A 17951-nucleotide genomic window follows, 5' to 3' on the forward strand; every position below is an offset into this window, starting at 1 on the left:
ATCTCCGTATACCAGCGCATGGAGAACGAGCTTCATGGCGGGACCTCTTCATGGGTGATCCGCCCATGCTGGCCGGCGCCATCACCGCCGCAGATGTCCGAGCGGCACGTGGCCGGGTCCCTTGATGTTCTGCAGCACGAGCTGCGTGTGGACGTCGCGCACACCGTCGAGCCGCATCAGCCGGTGCATGACGAAGGCGTTGAGTTCGTCGACCGACGGCACCATGACATGCAGCAGGAAGTCGTGGTCGCCGGTCATCGTCCAGCAGGATGATACCTCGTCCATGCGTTGGACCGCGGCGATGAAACTCTCGGGCGAACCGTCGCTGTGGCTGACCAGCCGCACCTGGATGAACACCTCGACCGTCAGGCCGACGGCACGGCGGCTGAGCACGGCGGCAAAGCCCTTGATGATGCCGGCCTCCTGCAGCGCCTCGAAGCGCCGCGCGCAAGGTGTCGTCGACAGGCCGATCTCCTGCGCCAGTTCGGAGACCGGCTTGCGTCCGTCGCGCTGGAGGATATCGAGCATCTTGATCTCGAAATCGTCGAATTGAGGCATTTTCACTCCGCTATGGCATATTCCGAGTGGATGTTATCCAAAAATCCTCATTCCGGCCATCACCAAAACCGATTTGCCTCCGCAAGTCCGGTTAACTTCGGGCACATCCGGAATTCAAGATTGGCGAGGAGAAAACCATGACGACAATGAGCGTTGCCGAATATGCCCGCGACTGCGCGGCTCAAGGGTTGCGCGGCGACTACTCGGTCTGCCGTGCCGATTTCACCGTGGCGCAAGGCTATGACTACAGCGCCGAGGAACAGGCGGTCTGGCGCACACTGTGCGACCGCCAGACGAAACTGACGCGCAAGCTCGCCCACCATTCCTATCTCGACGGCGTCGACAAGCTCGGCCTGCTCGACCGCATCCCGGACTTCGACGAAGTCAGTGCCAAGTTGCGCAAGCTCACTGGCTGGGAGATCGTCGCCGTGCCAGGGCTCATCCCGGCCGCGCCCTTCTTCGACCATCTCGCCAGCCGCCGTTTCCCCGTCACCAACTGGCTGCGGACGCAGCAGGAGCTCGACTACATCGTCGAACCCGACATGTTCCATGATTTCTTCGGCCATGTGCCGGTGCTGTCGCAGCCGGTCTTCGCCGACTTCATGCAGATGTATGGCCAGAAGGCCGGCGACATCATCGCGCTCGGCGGCGACGAAATGATCAGCCGGCTCTACTGGTACACGGCCGAATACGGCCTCATGCAGGAGAGTGGTCATCCGCTGAAGGCCTTCGGCGCCGGTCTGATGTCATCCTTCACGGAGTTGCAGTTCGCGGTCGAAAGCAAGGATGCGCACCATGCGCCTTTCGACCTGGAAACGGTGATGCGCACTGGCTACGAAATCGACAAGTTCCAGCGCGTCTATTTCGTGCTGCCGTCCTTCGACGCGCTGCGCGACACATTCCAGACCGCTGATTTCGGGGCGATCGTCGCTCGCCGCATGGGCGAGCCCGCACTCGACCCGGCGACTGTGTAGCCGGATTTGGATGGGCAGGGGCGAGCGAAACCTCGCCCTTCCTACAGTGCGGCATAGATGTTGCGATTGAACTTCGTCTCCATCACCACATGCGATGCGGTTTTGACGATGCCGCTGATTTCATTCAGCGCATTCACTTCCCGGTTCAGCTTCTCGAGCGTCTCGGCCGCGACATGGATGATCAGGTCCCACTCGCCGGTTATGGCATAGACCGCCTGGATCGAAGGCATCGCCTTGATCTTCCTGGAGACGTCAGGGTAGCTCTTGTTGTTCAGGGCGGCGAAGGTGAAACAGTGGACGGAATTCTGTGCCGCCTCCTTGGTCAGCCGCACCGCGTAGCCTTCGATGACCCCGCCCGCCTCGAGCTTTTGTATGCGCTCCTGCAAGGCAGTCCGGGATACGCCGAGCTGACGCGCCAGTGATGCGACCGGCTCACGCGCGTTCTTCTGCATCAGCGCGAGCAGCTGGCGATCTTTTTCGGTCAATTCCACAATCAATCCTCTCCTTCGATCCGCCCTGGAACCCGTCCAATCGCTCGGCGCGATCCTATCGGCTGAACCACCGCCGCGACAATCCTCAGGAACCGCCGGTGCAGGCTGCGCAAGGCGCAAATATCCGGCATTTTGCCGCCTCACGGCACGTAATGACTGCATGGCTGCCATTATCCGGCATTTCGCCGGGTGGAACCCTGCTTTTCGCGACCTGAGTGTCAACTGTCACAAACGCCAGTCCATGAGGGGGAACAGCTTCGGCTGCGATGGACGCAAATCGACACCGAGCCGCGTTGGACTTGCATCCGCAAGCCGAACGCCACGGTACGCCGCGGAGACGTCGCGGACGAGGCCGATCGAAACAACCACTGGTGCCCGACGCAGGTACCGTCATTTCAGCTGCATCCATAAGGGAGGATAACTTTGAAAAAACTGCTCGATTTCGCCATTCTTGCCGTCGCGACATTCGCGATCACGACGGCGGCCATGGCCGGAGAAACTTTGGATCGCGTCACGTCGAAGAAGGCGATGGTCGTCGCCACCAACGCCGCCTGGCCGCCGCAAAGCTTTCTCAATGACAGCAACGAGCTCGCCGGCTTCGACATCGATGTCTCGCGCGAGATCGGCAAACGGCTGGGGGTCGAGGTCTCGTTCGAGACGCCCGACTGGGCGACCCTGACCGGCGGCCGCTGGCAAGGGCGCTACGACCTCGGCGTCGGCTCGGTCACGCCGACCAAGGCCCGTTCCAAGGTGATCGATTTTGTCGGCATCTATTACTACAGCCCCTATGTCTACGTCGTGCACAAGGACAGCACCGCGAAGTCGGTCGCCGATCTCAACGGCAAGGTGATCGGCGTCGAGACGGCCACCACCTCGGAGGATTTCATCCGCCGCAAGCTTGAGATCGACGCGCCCGGCCTGCCTCCCGTCGAATACAAGCTGGAGCCCGGCGAGATCCGCACCTTCGCCGATTCCATGCTTCCCTTCGATGACCTGCGGCTTGGCGACGGCGTCCGCCTGAATGCCGTGATCGCGCCGGAGCAGACGGCGCAGAACGCCATCAAGAACGGCTATCCCGTGAAGATCCTCGAAGGGGAATATGCCTTCCGGGAACCGCTCGTGGTCATCGCCGAGAAGAACGATCCCGAGTGGACCGCAAAGGTTTCGGGCATCATCGCCGAGCTGAAAAAGGACGGCACGCTCGCCGCGCTGACCACGAAATGGTACGGCAAGGACTACAGCGCCAAATGACGTTGGATTGCCCGCCGGCTGCCGCTCGGCGACCGGCGGGCATCACGTGTCAGATGCCGGAGCGGTGCAGCGTTTAAAACAATCGCCACCCCTCTCTAAACCTTTGTTCTTGCGCAATTCCCCAGGGAAAAGCGCTACGCGCTTTTCCTGACGAGCGGGATGCAGTTGAAAGTCGCCGATGGCCTATCCGGACACCTACTACGCCCGCACCATGATCGACCGGAAGATCAGGCCCCCGCTCCGCGGCGAGGCGCACTGTGACGTGGCCGTCGTCGGCGGAGGACTGGCCGGCCTGACCACGGCGTTGCAGCTGTCGCGCTCCGGGCTGCGCGTCGCTGTGCTGGAGGCCCACGTCGTCGGTTTCGGCGCCTCCGGCCGCAATGGCGGCTTCGTGACGCCTGGCTTCGCCACCGGCGACGACACCATTGCCGCGCGTGTCGGCAAGGAGGCCGCCCGGCAACTGCACCGGCTGTCGATCGAGGGCGTCGAATTCGTGCGTCACACCATCGAGGCGCTCGACATATCGGCCGCCATGCCGCGCGACGGGCTGGTCAGCGTCCTGCGCTACGACGATGGCGACGCGCTCAAGGCCTATGCCGACCAGACGGCGCGCGACCACGGATACCAGCTTCAATATCTGCGCAGAGAAGACGTCCGTTCGGTGCTGAAATCGGCTCGCTATTACCAGGGCCTGCGCGACCCGAAAGCCTTTCACATCCATCCGCTTAATTATCTGCGTTCCGTGGCCGATGAGATCGAGCGGCTTGGCGGCAGCATCCATGAGAGCTCCGAAGTCGTGCAATGCGATCTGTCGGGGCCGCAAAAGATGCTGCGCACGCGAGAGGGCACGCTTCGGGCACCGCGCGTCGTGCTGGCTACCGGCGGCTACACCGGCCCGGTATTCAGTCAGCTCCACCGCGCCTTCCTGCCCATCGCGACCTATGTGATGGTTTCCGAGCCGGCGCCGCGCCTGATCGCGCAAGCCGTTGCGACCACGGACGCGGTCGGCGACAACCGACGGGCCGGCGACTATTATCGGCTGGTCGATGGCGGCAATCGCCTTTTGTGGGGCGGGCGCATCACCACGCGCGCCGCTTCTGCCTACGCGCTGGCGCGCGAATTGCGCCGCGAGATGATCGGTACCTATCCGCAGCTTGCGGACCTCAAGACCGAACTGGCCTGGTCCGGATTGATGTCCTATGCCCGTCACCTGATGCCCCAGATCGGCGAATTGCAGCCGGGCGTCTGGTATTGCACGGCTTTCGGCGGCCATGGTCTCAACACCACGGCCATCGCCGGAAAAATCGTTGCGGAAGGCATTCTGGGCGTTTCGGACCGGTACCGGCAGTTCGCGCCATTCGGATTGAGCTGGGCCGGCGGCGCCGCCGGCCTGGCGGCCGCGCAGCTCACCTACTGGAAATTGCAGGCGCAGGACTGGTGGCGAGAACGTCATGCCGCCACGAAAGACAAGGTGACGGCATGATCGGCAGGCTGATGCTCTTCTATCCGGGGATCACCCGCCGCGCAGTGGGGGCGCTCGTGCTGGCGCTGTTGGCCGCCGGCCTTTACGCGATGGGCATCAAGTCAAGCTGGATCGGCTCGGTGATTCCAGTTGCATCCGGCTGGCTGCAGGCCAACCCTGCCCTGTCGCGCGCGCTTTCCGCAGTGCTGATCGCGCTCATTGTGCTGGTGAATTGCAAGCTGCTGCTGCTTTTGCCCCGGCGGCAGCAGATCGTCGGCGTCTGGATCGAACTGTTCGTGCTCCTGATGCTGTTCTTCTATTCCTTCGACCTGTCGCTTGCCTTCATCGCCAGGAAGATCGGCTTCCTGATCACCCAGGGCGTCACCACCACGCTCTACATTTCGGCGATCTCGATCCTGATCGCGACAGCCATCGCACTTGTCGGCGCCATCGCCAAACTGACCGGAAACGGCATTGTGTACGGGCTGGCCACTTTCTACACCTCGTTGTTCCGCGGCCTTCCTTTGCTGATGCAGATCTACATCATCTATCTCGGCCTGCCGCAGGTCGGTTACGTGATCGGCGCGGTGCCGGCCGGCATTCTGGCGTTGTCGCTGTGTTATGGCGCCTACATGACCGAGATCTTCCGCGCCGGCATCGAAAGCATTCCGCGCGGACAGAGCGAAGGCGCCACTGCGCTTGGACTGAGCCCCGGCCAGACCATGGCGCTGGTCATCCTGCCGCAGGCCATGCGCGTCATCATCCCGCCGACCGGCAACCAGTTCATCGCCATGCTGAAGGACTCGTCCCTGGTGTCGGTCGTCGGCGTCTGGGAGATCATGTATCTCGCCCGCACCATGGGCCAGACGGAGTTCCGCCATATCGAGATGCTGATCACCGCCTCGATGATCTACTGGATCCTGTCGATCACGCTGGAGTTCGGCCAGGCTTATCTCGAACGGCGTTTCGGCCGGTCGGAGCGGCGGGCGTAGGAGCAATACCAGGAAAACTGCTCACGGTTTTCCGTCCAGAATAGCGTGAGGCAAAGAGCTGGGAGCTCGGCGATCCCTCAAGCGCTGAAGCGCTCGCTGGCTGCCGCCGTGGTGCTGGTGCGCATCGCCATAAACGGCTTTTAAGCCGCTCCGGCGCCATCATGTGACGCGGCCTTGCCGGGATGAGGTGATTTCGCGGGGCTGCGGAACGATCAGGCGGCGACCACCTTGCCGAGATGCTCGCCGAGCCGGCAGGCCAACGCCGTGATCGTCGTCGTCGGGTTGCATTGGCCCGAGGTGCAGAACACCGAGGAGCCGCCGACATAGAGATTGTTCATGCCGTGCACCTTGCAATTGGCATCCACGACGCTTGTGGCGGCATCGGTGCCCATGCGCGTGCCGCCCATGTGATGGTGACCGGCCGTCTCCTCGTCCGTCGGGTAGTCGCCGCCATTCGAAATCCAATCGGCTATACGCACCCGGCCCAGGTTCTTCTGGGCTAACGTCGTCCCGAAAAGCCTCAGCCCTTCGAGCAGCGTGCGGCGCTCCAGGTCCGATTTCTTCCAGTGCAGCTCGATGCGCGGCACGCCGGCGTGGTCAACCACGGTCTTCGACAGCTCGACCCGATTCGAGGCCAGCGGCGCCTGCTCCCAGGCGACATAGAGCTGGGCCGCGCAGCGCAGGTTCTGGTTAAGCCTGCCCGATAGCCACTCCGCCATGTTGGGCGCCGTACAGGCGAGATCCGCGATCAGGTCCTTGACGCCGGGATAGGGCGTCTCGATCAGCCTGATGCCGAAATTCATGATCCGCAGCCGCTCCATCGCGGCCGGCATCGGCGAGAAGAAGGCCTCGTTCACCGCATCGACCTCGAATGCGCCATAGTCGGACAGGATGGCGTTGCCGCCCTGGAAGGTCGGGTGTTCCATCCAGTAGCGGCCAAGTGCCGTCGCGTTCGGCACGACGCCGCCATTGGAGCGCTGGTTCGACCATAAAAGCAGCCGCGAATTCTCCAGCCCCCCGGTACTGACGATAAAATAATCGGCGCTAAAGAAGCCGGCATCCTGCCCCTGCGACCACAGCCTGGCGCCCGTCACGCGTCTGCCGTCGCCGGCAAGCTCGGTGGCACAAGTGTTGAGCACGACAGCGATGTTCCTGCTCTTGTCGAGCTCGTCGGCGTATTTTTCAGCGAAGCGCACGGCACCGCTCTTGATCAGCTGCACCCAGCGGATGTCGTCCGAGACCGGCGCGTCCGGCCGGAAATCCGGCAGTTCCAGGATGTCGCGCACTTCGCCCAGATACGGTTCGATGTCGCTGCGCCGGATCGGCCAGCCCGTGTCCGGCACCCACGCCTTCGGCTCGAAATCCTGTTTGTCGAGCACGCGGCACCAGCCGGCCCAGTGGTTCGAGCTGCCGCCCATGAACCGCAGCCGGGTGATATCGAGATCGAAATAGAAATCGCCGACCGTGGTGCCGCGGTAGAAATCTTGCGAGGTGTCGCTGAACTCCCTGCCGCCGGCCTCCAGCACCACGACCGATATGCCGGCGGCGCCGAGCTTTCTGGCGATCGTGGTGCCGGCCGGGCCGGAGCCGAGAACGCAGACCCTAGGCGTGAAATTCGCGGCGCGAAACGCCTCATAACTGTCGAAGATCATGCCAGGTCGCTCCGCTTCAGGATCCAGCCATTGACCTCGACGATCTCATCGGGGGCGGCTTCGGAAGAACCCGCATCGGGCAATTTGCGGAACAGCGACAGGGCAGGCACCGCGATCAGCGTCTGCATGATCATTCGGCGCGATATCTTCTTGATAAGGAAACTCATGACAGGTCTCTCGACGGGGTCTCTATCCAGGCATGTTCCCTGAACATCCAGGCATGGTCCCTGAACGGCACATGCTTCATCATCGAAGCCAGAAGCGTGCCAAAACTGGTTGCAAGCCGGAACAATGCGCAGCCGAGTGCAAACAGGGTTAGAGACTCCTTAACAAGCCGATATGCTGGATCGGCCCGTTCAGGCCGCCTCGGAGATGTCGGTGTCGAGGATCACCAGGTTGCGTCCCCGATGTTTGGCCTGGTAGAGGCGCCGGTCGGCGGCCCGCATCAGCTCCGACACGCTGGCGCTTTCGTCGCAGAGGGTTCCGCCGATGCTGACGGTCAGCGGAATGGTCCGCTCGTCCACGGGCCGGAAGCGGATCAGCTCGACCTCGCGGCGGATGTGCTCGGCAACGCGCTTGGCTTCCCGTTCCGTGGCTCCGACCAGCAATGCGCCGAACTCCTCGCCGCCGATGCGGCCGAGGACGTCGCCGTCGCGCACCCCGCGCTTGATGGCGCTGGCGATCAGGAGCAGCGCGTCGTCGCCGGTCAGATGGCCGAAACTGTCATTGATCATCTTGAAATGGTCGGCATCGATGATCAGCAAGGCGCCGCGATCGGGCTTGTGCCGGGATCCGTTGAGCACGGCAAAGAAGCTTTCCCGGTTGAGCATGCCCGTCATGTCGTCGCGGCTGGCCTTTTCCGCCAGCCGGCGATGTGCTGCGGCAAGCTGGGCATGGGTGCGGGCAAGGTCGCGATGCGCCGACTTCAGCCTGTCGCTGTGCCAGAACGTGCTTGCGCAGGCCGCCCATGCAAGAACCAGCGGACACAATGTCGAGGTCAGCCAGATCATGCGGTTGACCGGGAATCCCATGGCGGGGACGATGATCAGGGTCAGAAGGAGCGAAACCGCGACGGAGACGAAAGCAATGGTGGCGGACTTCAGAATTATACTGCTCATCGCTGGCTCCCACTGGACCGCCTCTGTGCCAGCAAGCCCTGAAGGCCACCTTTCCAGGATGCCTAAAATTTGAACGGTGAGACTGTTCTGCCACTTTCGGCGCGTAGAAGTTGTGGATAAAGCCCCTTCAAGATCGTCCGTTTCGTGCCATAAGGGGCGCATGGCTACACACCCCGACCCCGCTCGCTTCGCCCATGTCACCGACTGGGTGTTCGACCTGGACAACACGCTCTATCCGCATCATTCGAATCTGTTCTCGCAGATCGACGTCAAGATGACCGCCTATGTCGGGGAACTGCTGTCGCTGCCGCGCGAGGACGCGCGCAAGCTGCAGAAAGAACTTTATCGGGAATATGGCACGACGCTGAACGGGTTGATGACGCGTCATGGCATAGACCCCGACGATTTCCTCGAGAAGGTCCACGACATCGACTATTCCTGGCTGGTGCCGGATCCCGTCCTCGGCACCGCCATTCGCCAGCTTCCCGGCCGCAAGTTCATCTTCACCAACGGCGACCGCAGGCATGCCGAGCGCACTGCGCGCCAGCTTGGCATCCTTGATCATTTCGACGACATCTTCGATATCGTCGCTGCCGGGCTCAACCCCAAGCCTGCGCGCCAGACCTACGAGAAATTCGCCGAACTTCACGCCGTCACCGGCCACAATGCGGTGATGTTCGAGGATCTCGCGCGCAACCTGTCCGTGCCGAAGTCACTGGGCATGACGACGGTCCTGGTGGTGCCGCGCAATTTCGAGCCGACATTCTCCGAAATCTGGGAGCGCGATCCGGCGCAGGAAGATGATGTCGACTTCGTCACCGACGATTTGGCCGGGTTTCTGACGGAGATAGTCGTGGGGATAAGGCAGTAGGGCAGTAGGGCAGTAGGGCAGTAGGGCAGTAGGGCAGTAGGGCAGTAGGGCAGTAGGAAGATGAGGGGCGCTCTCAGCCCTTGATTCTAGATATACTGCCTTACTGCCCTACTCCCTTACTCCCCTAACTTATAGAACCGGCTGACGATGCCCCAGGCCTCGTCGGCGGTGTCGACGAAATCGATGATGTCCTGGTCGCCGGGACTGATCGTGCCTTGCTCGGCGAGGAAGTCGAGATCGATCGCCCGTTTCCAGAAGGATTTGCCGAACAGGATCACCGGTACGCGCTCCATGCGCCCGGTCTGGATCAGCGTCAGCGTCTCGAAGAATTCGTCCATCGTGCCGAAGCCGCCGGGAAACACCGCGACGGCCTTCGCGCGCATGACGAAATGCATCTTGCGGATGGCGAAATAGTGGAAGTTGAAACAGAGTTCCGGCGTCACATAGGCATTGGGCGCCTGCTCGTGCGGCAGAACGATGTTAAGGCCGATAGAGGGCGCGCCGACATCGTCGGCGCCGCGATTGCCCGCTTCCATCACGCCGGGCCCGCCGCCGGTCACCACGACATATTCGCGGTAGTATGAACTGGCCGATTGCTGCGAGCACAGGCGGGCGAATTTGCGCGCTTCCTCGTAATATTTGCTGTTTTCCTCGAGGTTTTTCTTCTGCGTCTCGTTTTTGGCCGCCCAGGCCTCGCCGCCGGGTTCAGGCAGCCGCGCGCCCCCGAACAGGACCACGGTCGAGCGGATACCGCGCTCGGCCAGGATCATCTCCGGCTTCAGGAGTTCGAGCTGCAGCCTGACCGCGCGCAGTTCGCGCCGCGTCATGAAGTCGGGATCGTTCCACGCCAGGCGGTAGGTCTCGGCGCGCGTCTGCGGCGTGTCCGGCACGCTCCTGGCCCGCTCCAGATCCTCGTCCGAATGCGGCAGCGGCGTCCAGCCCGCCTTTTCCATGGGTGTCATGTCAGGTCCGTCCATTTCATTCACTTGCGCCGTCCCATGGCGCAGTCGCGATTGACCCCTACTCTGCCTTCACATAGGGTCCGCGCGATTTTCAAAACAGGTTAAGGCTCAGCCCCTTAACAGCCTGGTAATGGAGCGAATTCATGTCGAAGCCGGATCTGGCGAGCCTCGAAAAGACCATCGACAAGGCCTTCGAGGAACGTGACGCGATTTCGACGGCGACCAGAGGCGAGACACGCGACGCCATCCAGTCGGCGCTCGATCTGCTCGACCGCGGCACCGCCCGCGTTGCCGAGCGCCAGGCCGATGGCCAGTGGCATGTCAACCAATGGCTGAAGAAAGCCGTCCTTTTGTCCTTCCGGCTGAACCCGATGGAGATCATCAAGGGCGGTCCCGGCCAGGCCGTGTGGTGGGACAAGGTGCCGTCGAAGTTCGACGGCTGGAGCGCCGTCGATTTCGAGAAGGCCGGTTTCCGCGCCGTGCCGTCGTCGATCGTGCGCCGCTCGGCCTATGTCGCGCCGGGCGCCGTGCTGATGCCGTCCTTCGTCAATGTCGGCGCCTATGTCGATTCGGGCACCATGGTCGATACCTGGGCTTCGGTGGGCTCCTGCGCCCAGATCGGCAAGAATGTGCACCTGTCGGGCGGCGTCGGCATCGGCGGCGTGCTGGAGCCGATGCAGGCCGGTCCCACCATCATCGAGGACAATTGCTTCATCGGCGCGCGCTCGGAAGTGGTCGAAGGCTGCATCGTGCGCGAGGGCTCTGTGCTCGGCATGGGCGTCTTCATTGGCCAATCGACCAAGATCGTCGACCGCGCCACCGGCGAGATTTTCTACGGCGAAGTGCCGCCGAATTCCGTCGTCGTAGCCGGTTCGCTGCCGGGCAAGCCGTTTCCGAACAATGAGCCGGGTCCAAGCCTCTATTGCGCGGTCATCGTCAAGCGGGTCGATGCCAGGACCCGGTCCAAAACGTCGATCAACGAATTGCTGCGCGATTGATCTTTTTGGAAAGCGGGCGCACCTTCCGCCGGCGCGACGATCGGTCGCGCCGGTTCAACATGGAGGGTGGCATGGACTGGAGATGTCTGCTGACGAGCTTCGACGGCCGCATCGATCACGCCAAGTTCTGGGCCGGCATCGATATATTCATCGTCATCGGTATTGTTGCCTTCATTCTCGATGCGATTCTCGGCACGCGCTTCACGACCGCAGGCGGCGGCAGGATCGGCATCATCGGCATGCTCGTCGCGCTGGCGTCGATCTATTTCGCGATTGCTCTCTATGGAAAACGCTGGCACGACCGCGACAAGTCGGGCTGGTGGACGCTGATCGGTCTCGGCGTTCTCGAAGGCGCCCAGGGTGTCAATCAATATGGACGGGACCCGCTTGCCTGACAGATCCAACCTTACTTGGCTTTTCTTCAAGACATCGGGCCGCGTCAGCCGCGCGGCCTATTTTCTTGGTGGGCTGCTCGTGGCCATCATCCAGGCCTTCCCGCTCTATCGTTTCACGCTGGTGCCGGAAGGCTCGCCCGAGAGCAACATGTGGTCGTTCGTCTTCTTCATCGCCTTCATCGCCTCGCTGTGGTCGAACATCGCACTGGCGGTGAAGCGGCTGCACGACCTCGACAAGCCCGGCATCGCGGCGTTGATCCTGTTCGTGCCGGTCGTCTCGATCGTCGCCTTCGTCGTGCTTTGCCTGTTTCCGGGCAAGCCCGGACCCAACCGCTATGGCAAGCGCACCAATGCACCGGCCGAACCCTGAGCGCCCATCATCGCGATGCGCTACTGACGGTATGCATGAAAATGAAGGCCTGATCCGCGTCGCCTGAATTCATTCAGACGCGACGCGCTTCAGGCGCGGCGACCTGATCCGCGCCGAAACCGGACGATCCGCGGCCGGCCGCTTCCGCTTCACGCACCAGGGCGATGATTCGTCGGACCGTCGGCGCCGGCGTGCCCGCTTCTTGCGCCAGGCGAAGAACGGCGCCTTGCAAATCGCCGATCTCCGTCGGCCGGCCGCGCTGCAGATCGTCCCACATGGAGGAACGCGCCTCCGGGTCGATGGCCAGCATCCGCCGCGCCAGCAGCCTGAATAGCCAATCGGAGAGGCGGAGCACTATCGGCAACAGCGCCGGCCGCAAGCCGGCGATCCGCGCCGGCTCGATGCCCGACGCCTTCATGGCCTGGAGCGCCTCGTCGATCTGTCTTGCCAGGATCAGCCGCCAGCGCCGGTCGGCAAGCTCGCTCGCCAGCGGCAGGCCCGAAAGCGCCACCAGCGCATTGTTCAAATTCATCAAAAGCTTGCCCCACAGCACGGCTTTCATGTCGGCATGGACTTCAACCCGGAACCCTTCGACGCCGATAAGGCTGATCAGACCGGCATCGCTGTCCTCGATCATGACCTTGCCGTCGCTGGCGCGGTGGACACGCAGCGGTAATTCGCCGTCGGCCGATTGCACGACATTGAACGGCACCATGCCGGCCAGCACTGGTCGCCCGCCGACACCGGCGCGCAGCCTGTCGGCATTGTCGATGCCGTTCTGCAGGCTCACCACCACGGCGTCCGGCGGGGCGTGGGCGGCGATGAGCGCAGCCATCTCCCGCGTCGCGCCGCTCTTGACGGTGACCAGGATCACGTCCGCCTGCGGCAAGGCAGCGGCTGGTTCGGTGGTGACGGCAAGCGCTTGCGGCTCGAGGCCTCGATCGCGGCCCTCAAGGTCGCTGATCCGCAATCCGCCTTGCCGCAGAGCCGCCTCGACGCGCGGCCGGGCCAGCAGGATGACCTTGCGCCCGGCGAGCGCCAGACAGCCGCCGGCATAGCAGCCGATGCCGCCGGCGCCGGCAATGACGATTCTCTTGCCCCCGTTTGCCATCCTGTCGCTCCGCACCGGGCCCACGACTATACGACATGAAAACCATAATGTCGGCGGTATCGCCGGTCATAGGACTGGCCCCTACGTCTGGCCGTGACAGGCCTTCAGCTTTCGACTATCGCTTTTGCCATGACGCTGCCGACCGATCCCGCCGCAAACCTCGCCGCCCTCATCCGTTGCGCCTCCGTGACGCCGGCCGAAGGCGGTGCGCTGACCGCGTTGCAGACGATGCTGGAACCGCTCGGCTTCCTCGTCGATCGCCCGGTGTTTTCGGAAGACGGCACGCCCGATATCGAGAACCTTTATGCCAGGCGCTCCGGCAATGGCCCTCATCTGATGTTCGCCGGACACACCGACGTGGTGCCGGTCGGCGACGAAGCCGCCTGGACGCATCCGCCCTTCGGCGCCGAGATCGCCAATGGCGAGATGTATGGCCGGGGTGCGGTCGACATGAAGGGCGGCATCGCCTGTTTCATCGCCGCGGTAGCGCGCCATGTCGAGGCGAATGGCGGCCCGAAGGGCTCGGTCTCGCTGCTGATCACCGGCGACGAGGAAGGCCCGGCCATCAACGGTACCACGAAGCTGCTCGAATGGGCGGCTTCCAGGGGCGAGAAATGGGACGCATCGATCGTCGGCGAGCCGACCAACCCGGCTGCGCTCGGCGACATGATAAAAATCGGCCGGCGCGGCTCGCTGTCGGGCGACATCACCGTCAATGGCCGCCAGGGCCATGTCGCTTATCCCTTGCTTGCCGACAATCCGGTACGCGGGTTGATGAGCCTGGTCGATGCTTTGCTGCATCCCGTCTTCGATGAGGGCACGAAGGATTTCCAGCCGACCAATCTGGAGGTGACATCCATCGACGTAGGCAACCCGGCCACCAACGTCATTCCAGCCAAGGCAACCGCCACCTTCAACATCCGCTTCAACGACAGCTGGACCGCCGAGACCATACGGGCCGAAATCCACAACCGTCTCGACCAGGCGGCGGGCCGCAAGAAATACCGGCCCGGCAAGGAGATGCCGGTCGACTACGAACTCGTCTGGCGCGACCGGCCGAGCCATGTCTTCCTGACCCGCGACGACAGGCTGATCGAGACATTGAGCGGCTCGGTCAAGGCGGTGGTCGGCAGAGAACCGGCGCTGTCCACCTCCGGCGGCACGTCGGATGCGCGCTTCATCAAGGACTATTGCCCGGTGGTCGAATTCGGCCTGGTCGGCAAGACCATGCACATGGTCGACGAGCGCGTCGCCCTTGCCGATCTCGAGACGCTGACGCAAATCTATCAGCGCTTCATCGAAGACTGGTTCGGACGGGACTGAGCAGCATGCTTTCGGCGGACGAGACCCAAGTTTCGCTGACCGGCGCCTGGCGACTGATGCTCGGCAGGGCCGACGGCCTGCGTCTGCTCGACCTGTCTGCCGATGGTTTCTGGAATTCCTTTTTCGCCATCGTCGTCGCGGCGCCGGCATTGATCGTCGGCTGGGTCGGCATCGCCAACGAGATCGGCGATCCCGATGCCTTCGCGGGCCGCTTCAGCATGCTGTTGCGGCTGGCGACAGTCGATATCGGTTCCTGGGTGCTGCCTCTGGCCGCACTCGCTCTGGTCGCGCCGCGCGCCGGCATCGGCGGCCGCTTCGTGCACTATGTCGTGGCCTCGAACTGGGCTTCTGCCATCACCGCCTGGCTGATGCTGCCGTCCGCGCTGATCAGGCTTTTCCTGACCTCGGCGAGCCAGATCTCCAGCCTTGTGTCGCTGCTGTTGTTCGCGCTGTCGATGGTGCTGACCTGGCGCATGACCAACGCGACCATCGGCAGGGGGGCCGCAATCGGGACCGCTGTCTTCGTTGGCATGTTCATCGCTTCGCTGATCGTGCTGTTCGGGCTGCAGGCGCTGCTTGGCATCACGGTTCCGGACACCGGAGCTCAGAGCCTTTCGGGACTCTATCCGGGATAATCGACGCCGATCAGAAAAAGCCCGTCGGGCGGCGCCACCTGGCCGCAGGCGGCGCGGTCGTGCGCCTCGAGCGCCGCCTTGAGATCGCCGGCCGTCCATGCGCCTTCGCCGACGCGCTTGAGCGAGCCGACCATCGAGCGCACCTGGTTGTGCAGGAAGGAACGCGCCGAGGCTCTGACTTCGATCATGTCGCCCGAACGGCTGACGTCAAGACGGTCGAGCGTGCGCACCGGGCTCTCGGCCTGGCATTGCGTGGAACGGAAGGTGGTGAAATCATGCCGCCCGAGCAGCACTTTGGCTGCTTCGTGCATGGCAGCGGCGTCAAGCTGCTTCGGCACCCACCATACCTTGCCCTTTTCCAGCGCCGAGGGCGCGCGCCGGTTGAGGATGCGGTAGAGATAGTGACGGCCGATAGCCGAGAAGCGGGCATCGAAGCCGTCGACGACGGTCGTTGCTTTCAAGATCGCGATGCGGTTGCCGGCGGCCTGCAGATGCGCGTTGACGGCGTCGCGCACCTTGTCGTCCGGCCAGGCCTTGGCCAGGTCGACATGCGCCACCTGGGCCGTCGCATGCACGCCCGCATCGGTACGGCCGGCAGCGCGCAAGCGGACCTGCTGGCCGCAGAATTTTTCGATCGCCTGCTCGATCGCCTGCTGCACCGAAGGCTGGTCCGCCTGGTGCTGCCAGCCGGCAAACAGGCTGCCGTCATATTCGATGTCGAGGCGAAAACGCGGCATGTCGGGCGGCTATACGCACTCGCCTAGGCGGCGAGTGCGGTGAAGGCCGAGGCGTAGACCAGCCGGCCGGTTTCGGGAGCGTCGCCCCAGGCCAGCGCCTGCAGCGCCTCGCCCTGGTACTCGCTCTCGAATCCTTCGGCGCGCGCGTGGCTGTAGCCGAAACGGCCGTAGTAGGTGGGGTCGCCCAGCACCACGGCCAGCATCTCGCCGGCGTCGCGCAGGCGGATGTGAGCCTCGCGGATCAGCGCGCCGCCAATGCCGGTGCCGTGAAAGGAGGGCTCCACCGCCAGCGGCGCCAGTGCCACCGCCGGGAAATCCTTGCCGCCGGTGCGGGCGAAAAGCCGCGAAAACAGGATGTGGCCAACCACTTGCCCGTCTTCTTCCGCCACCAGTTCGACAACGGCGTCGCCGCCGGAAACCAGCGCGTCAACCAGCCCGGCCTCCGCCTGCTGGCCGAAAGCGTGTTCCTCGACGAGGCGGATGGCCTCGCGATCCCGCGGCGTCGCCGCGCGTATCGACATCATGCTCATGACAGTTTCATTCCTTTTTCGATCTTGGTCCCGCGCAGGAATTCTTGCGCGGCGGCGGGCCTTCCGCCCGCCCGTTGAACTTCGACCAGCCGGATCGCGCCCGCTCCGCAGGCGATCGTCAGGCGGTCGTCGAGAATTCCTCCCGGCTCGCCCACACCTTGCGCAAGCGTCGAGCGAAGCAGTTTCAGCCGTTCCACCCGGCCACCAATTTCAACCTCGCACCAGGCGCCGGGGAACGGCGACAGGCCGCGAATATTATTGTGAACTTCGGCCGCGGGTCGCGTCCAATCCACGTGCGTATCGGATTTATCGATCTTTTTGGCATAGGTCACCCCCTCAACCGCTTGGGCGGTGAACGCCAGGCTATTCCTTTCCAGCCGCGCCAGCGCTTCCACGATCAGTGCGGCGCTGACGCTCATCAATCGATCATGCAGATCGCCGGCGGTCATATCGGGTTCGATGACGCATTTTTCAACCAGCCCCACCGGGCCGGTGTCGAGGCCTTCTTCCATGCGCATGACCATCATGCCGGTTTCGCTGTCGCCCGCCATGATCGCCCGTTGGATGGGCGCCGCACCGCGCCACCGCGGCAACAGCGAGGCATGGCCGTTGATGCAGCCCAGTTGCGGCGCCTCAAGCACCGCCCTGGGCAGCAGCAGGCCGTAAGCCACGACCACGCCGATATCGGCTTGCAGCGCGCGAAAAGCTGCCTGTTCGGCCTCGCCCTTGAGCGACGTCGGCGTGCGCGTCTCGATGCCCAGCCGTTCCGCCTCGCGCTGTACCGGCGACGGCGTCAGCTCAAGGCCGCGCCGGCCGGCGGCTCGCGGCGGCTGCGTGTAGACGGCCGCGACCTCATGTCCGGCATCGGCAATCGCGCGCAATGTCGGCACCGAAAACTCCGGCGTCCCCATGAAAATGACGCGAAGGGGCATTGTCCCCTATCCCACCAGCTTGCCCGGAGCCTTGTCCTTGGCCAGCTTCTTGAACTTCTTCACCACCATGTCGCGCTTCAGCTTCGAAATGTGGTCGATGAACAGCACGCCGTTGAGATGGTCGATCTCATGCTGCAGGCAGGTTGCCATCAGCCCCTCGGCCTCCATTTCCTGCAGCTTGCCATCGCGGTCGAGATACTTGACCCGCACGGAAGCCGGGCGTTCGACCTCGGCATAATAGTCGGGAATCGACAGGCAACCTTCCTCGTAGACGGAGCGCTGGTCGGCGCTTTCCAGGATTTCGGGATTGATGAAGACATGCGGCGCCGGCGTCTCGTCCTCCTTGGCGAGGTCGATCACCAGCATGCGCAGCGGCTCGCCGATCTGGATCGCGGCCAGCCCGATGCCGGGCGCGTCATACATGGTCGCCAGCATGTCGTCGGCCAGTTTGCGCAAGGGCGCGTCGACGCGCTCCACCGGCTTGGAAACCTGGCGCAGGATGGGGTCGGGAAGAATGATGAGCGGCTTGATCGGCATGGCGTCTCACCTAAGACCTTGAATAAAGGGCGTCAACCGGTACGCCGGGGGA

21 protein-coding genes are annotated in these 17951 nt (G+C 63.5%); 10 read left to right on the top strand and 11 right to left on the bottom strand.

Annotated elements, in window-relative coordinates:
* Positions 1-81: 81 nt before the first annotated feature.
* A complete protein-coding gene (locus FJ867_RS04110) occupies positions 82-558 on the bottom strand; it encodes an Lrp/AsnC family transcriptional regulator (RefSeq protein ID WP_140491470.1) in 477 nt (158 codons plus the stop codon).
* 137 nt (positions 559-695) lie between these two features.
* On the opposite strand from FJ867_RS04110, the gene phhA reads away from it, so the two are divergent.
* On the top strand, positions 696-1532 hold the full coding sequence (gene phhA / locus FJ867_RS04115) for a phenylalanine 4-monooxygenase (RefSeq protein ID WP_140728795.1): 837 nt from the start codon (positions 696-698) through the stop codon (positions 1530-1532).
* 41 nt (positions 1533-1573) lie between these two features.
* Here phhA and FJ867_RS04120 read toward each other — a convergent pair whose 3' ends face one another.
* Positions 1574-2194, bottom strand: coding sequence for an Lrp/AsnC family transcriptional regulator (locus tag FJ867_RS04120; RefSeq protein WP_224519054.1), 621 nt, complete (start codon positions 2192-2194; stop codon positions 1574-1576).
* Positions 2195-2509: 315 nt separating this feature from the next.
* Here FJ867_RS04120 and FJ867_RS04125 point away from each other — a divergent pair, with 315 nt between their 5' ends.
* The 3 genes from FJ867_RS04125 (at position 2510) to FJ867_RS04135 (ending at position 5728) form a co-directional block, all read left to right on the top strand.
* Positions 2510-3274 carry a transporter substrate-binding domain-containing protein gene (locus FJ867_RS04125; RefSeq protein WP_224519058.1) on the top strand — a complete coding sequence of 255 codons (765 nt, stop codon included), beginning with the start codon at positions 2510-2512 and terminating at the stop codon, positions 3272-3274.
* 178 nt (positions 3275-3452) lie between these two features.
* Complete coding sequence (locus tag FJ867_RS04130; protein ID WP_140816613.1) at positions 3453-4757, top strand: FAD-binding oxidoreductase; 1305 nt, start codon at positions 3453-3455, stop codon at positions 4755-4757.
* A complete protein-coding gene (locus FJ867_RS04135; RefSeq protein WP_140559070.1) occupies positions 4754-5728 on the top strand; it encodes an amino acid ABC transporter permease in 975 nt (324 codons plus the stop codon). Before FJ867_RS04130 ends, FJ867_RS04135 begins: the two co-directional genes overlap by 4 nt.
* 212 nt (positions 5729-5940) lie before the next feature.
* Here FJ867_RS04135 and FJ867_RS04140 read toward each other — a convergent pair whose 3' ends face one another.
* The 3 genes from FJ867_RS04140 to FJ867_RS04145 form a co-directional block, all read right to left on the bottom strand.
* Positions 5941-7380, bottom strand: coding sequence for a GMC family oxidoreductase (locus FJ867_RS04140; protein ID WP_140816615.1), 1440 nt, complete (start codon positions 7378-7380; stop codon positions 5941-5943).
* Positions 7377-7547 (bottom strand): hypothetical protein, encoded by a 171-nt coding sequence (locus tag FJ867_RS28650; RefSeq protein WP_181165184.1) that lies wholly within the window; start codon positions 7545-7547, stop codon positions 7377-7379. Before FJ867_RS28650 ends, FJ867_RS04140 begins: the two co-directional genes overlap by 4 nt.
* 189 nt (positions 7548-7736) lie before the next feature.
* Entirely contained in the window at positions 7737-8498 is a 762-nt protein-coding gene (locus FJ867_RS04145) for a GGDEF domain-containing protein (RefSeq protein ID WP_140491457.1), read from the bottom strand.
* A gap of 160 nt (positions 8499-8658) precedes the next feature.
* Between FJ867_RS04145 and FJ867_RS04150 the strand changes: the two genes are divergently transcribed.
* Positions 8659-9369, top strand: a complete 711-nt coding sequence (locus tag FJ867_RS04150) for a pyrimidine 5'-nucleotidase (RefSeq protein ID WP_140491455.1) — start codon at positions 8659-8661, stop codon at positions 9367-9369.
* A 116-nt stretch (positions 9370-9485) separates the two neighbouring features.
* Here FJ867_RS04150 and FJ867_RS04155 read toward each other — a convergent pair whose 3' ends face one another.
* On the bottom strand, positions 9486-10331 hold the full coding sequence (locus FJ867_RS04155; protein WP_140491453.1) for an LOG family protein: 846 nt from the start codon (positions 10329-10331) through the stop codon (positions 9486-9488).
* A 143-nt stretch (positions 10332-10474) separates the two neighbouring features.
* Between FJ867_RS04155 and dapD the strand changes: the two genes are divergently transcribed.
* From dapD to FJ867_RS04170, 3 genes are all read left to right on the top strand, one after another.
* Complete coding sequence (gene dapD, locus FJ867_RS04160; protein ID WP_140491451.1) at positions 10475-11329, top strand: 2,3,4,5-tetrahydropyridine-2,6-dicarboxylate N-succinyltransferase; 855 nt, start codon at positions 10475-10477, stop codon at positions 11327-11329.
* Positions 11330-11400: 71 nt separating this feature from the next.
* Complete coding sequence (locus FJ867_RS04165) at positions 11401-11724, top strand: DUF805 domain-containing protein (RefSeq protein ID WP_140491449.1); 324 nt, start codon at positions 11401-11403, stop codon at positions 11722-11724.
* Positions 11717-12094, top strand: a complete 378-nt coding sequence (locus FJ867_RS04170) for a DUF805 domain-containing protein (protein WP_224646216.1) — start codon at positions 11717-11719, stop codon at positions 12092-12094. The genes FJ867_RS04165 and FJ867_RS04170 overlap by 8 nt, the downstream gene beginning before the upstream one ends.
* A gap of 73 nt (positions 12095-12167) precedes the next feature.
* On the opposite strand, the gene FJ867_RS04175 is transcribed toward FJ867_RS04170, so the two are convergent.
* Positions 12168-13205, bottom strand: coding sequence for a 2-dehydropantoate 2-reductase (locus FJ867_RS04175; protein WP_140491444.1), 1038 nt, complete (start codon positions 13203-13205; stop codon positions 12168-12170).
* A 129-nt stretch (positions 13206-13334) separates the two neighbouring features.
* On the opposite strand from FJ867_RS04175, the gene dapE reads away from it, so the two are divergent.
* Both dapE and FJ867_RS04185 read left to right on the top strand, forming a co-directional pair.
* On the top strand, positions 13335-14528 hold the full coding sequence (gene dapE, locus FJ867_RS04180; RefSeq protein ID WP_140816617.1) for a succinyl-diaminopimelate desuccinylase: 1194 nt from the start codon (positions 13335-13337) through the stop codon (positions 14526-14528).
* 5 nt (positions 14529-14533) lie between these two features.
* Entirely contained in the window at positions 14534-15163 is a 630-nt protein-coding gene (locus FJ867_RS04185; RefSeq protein ID WP_140816619.1) for a transporter, read from the top strand.
* Here the strand turns inward: FJ867_RS04185 and truA are convergent.
* From truA to def, 4 genes are read right to left on the bottom strand one after another with little or no spacing between them, the layout of a single operon-like run.
* Positions 15151-15900 carry a tRNA pseudouridine(38-40) synthase TruA gene (gene truA, locus FJ867_RS04190; protein ID WP_140524228.1) on the bottom strand — a complete coding sequence of 250 codons (750 nt, stop codon included), beginning with the start codon at positions 15898-15900 and terminating at the stop codon, positions 15151-15153. The genes FJ867_RS04185 and truA overlap by 13 nt on opposite strands.
* A gap of 23 nt (positions 15901-15923) precedes the next feature.
* A complete protein-coding gene (locus FJ867_RS04195; protein ID WP_140514323.1) occupies positions 15924-16430 on the bottom strand; it encodes an N-acetyltransferase in 507 nt (168 codons plus the stop codon).
* On the bottom strand, positions 16427-17362 hold the full coding sequence (gene fmt, locus FJ867_RS04200; protein WP_140816621.1) for a methionyl-tRNA formyltransferase: 936 nt from the start codon (positions 17360-17362) through the stop codon (positions 16427-16429). The genes FJ867_RS04195 and fmt overlap by 4 nt, the downstream gene beginning before the upstream one ends.
* Before the next feature lie 6 nt (positions 17363-17368).
* A complete protein-coding gene (def, locus tag FJ867_RS04205; RefSeq protein WP_056573548.1) occupies positions 17369-17899 on the bottom strand; it encodes a peptide deformylase in 531 nt (176 codons plus the stop codon).
* Positions 17900-17951 lie beyond the last annotated feature (52 nt).

Origin of the sequence: Mesorhizobium sp. B2-5-3 (genome assembly GCF_006441005.1) — a bacterium.
Taxonomy (GTDB): Bacteria; Pseudomonadota; Alphaproteobacteria; order Rhizobiales; family Rhizobiaceae; genus Mesorhizobium.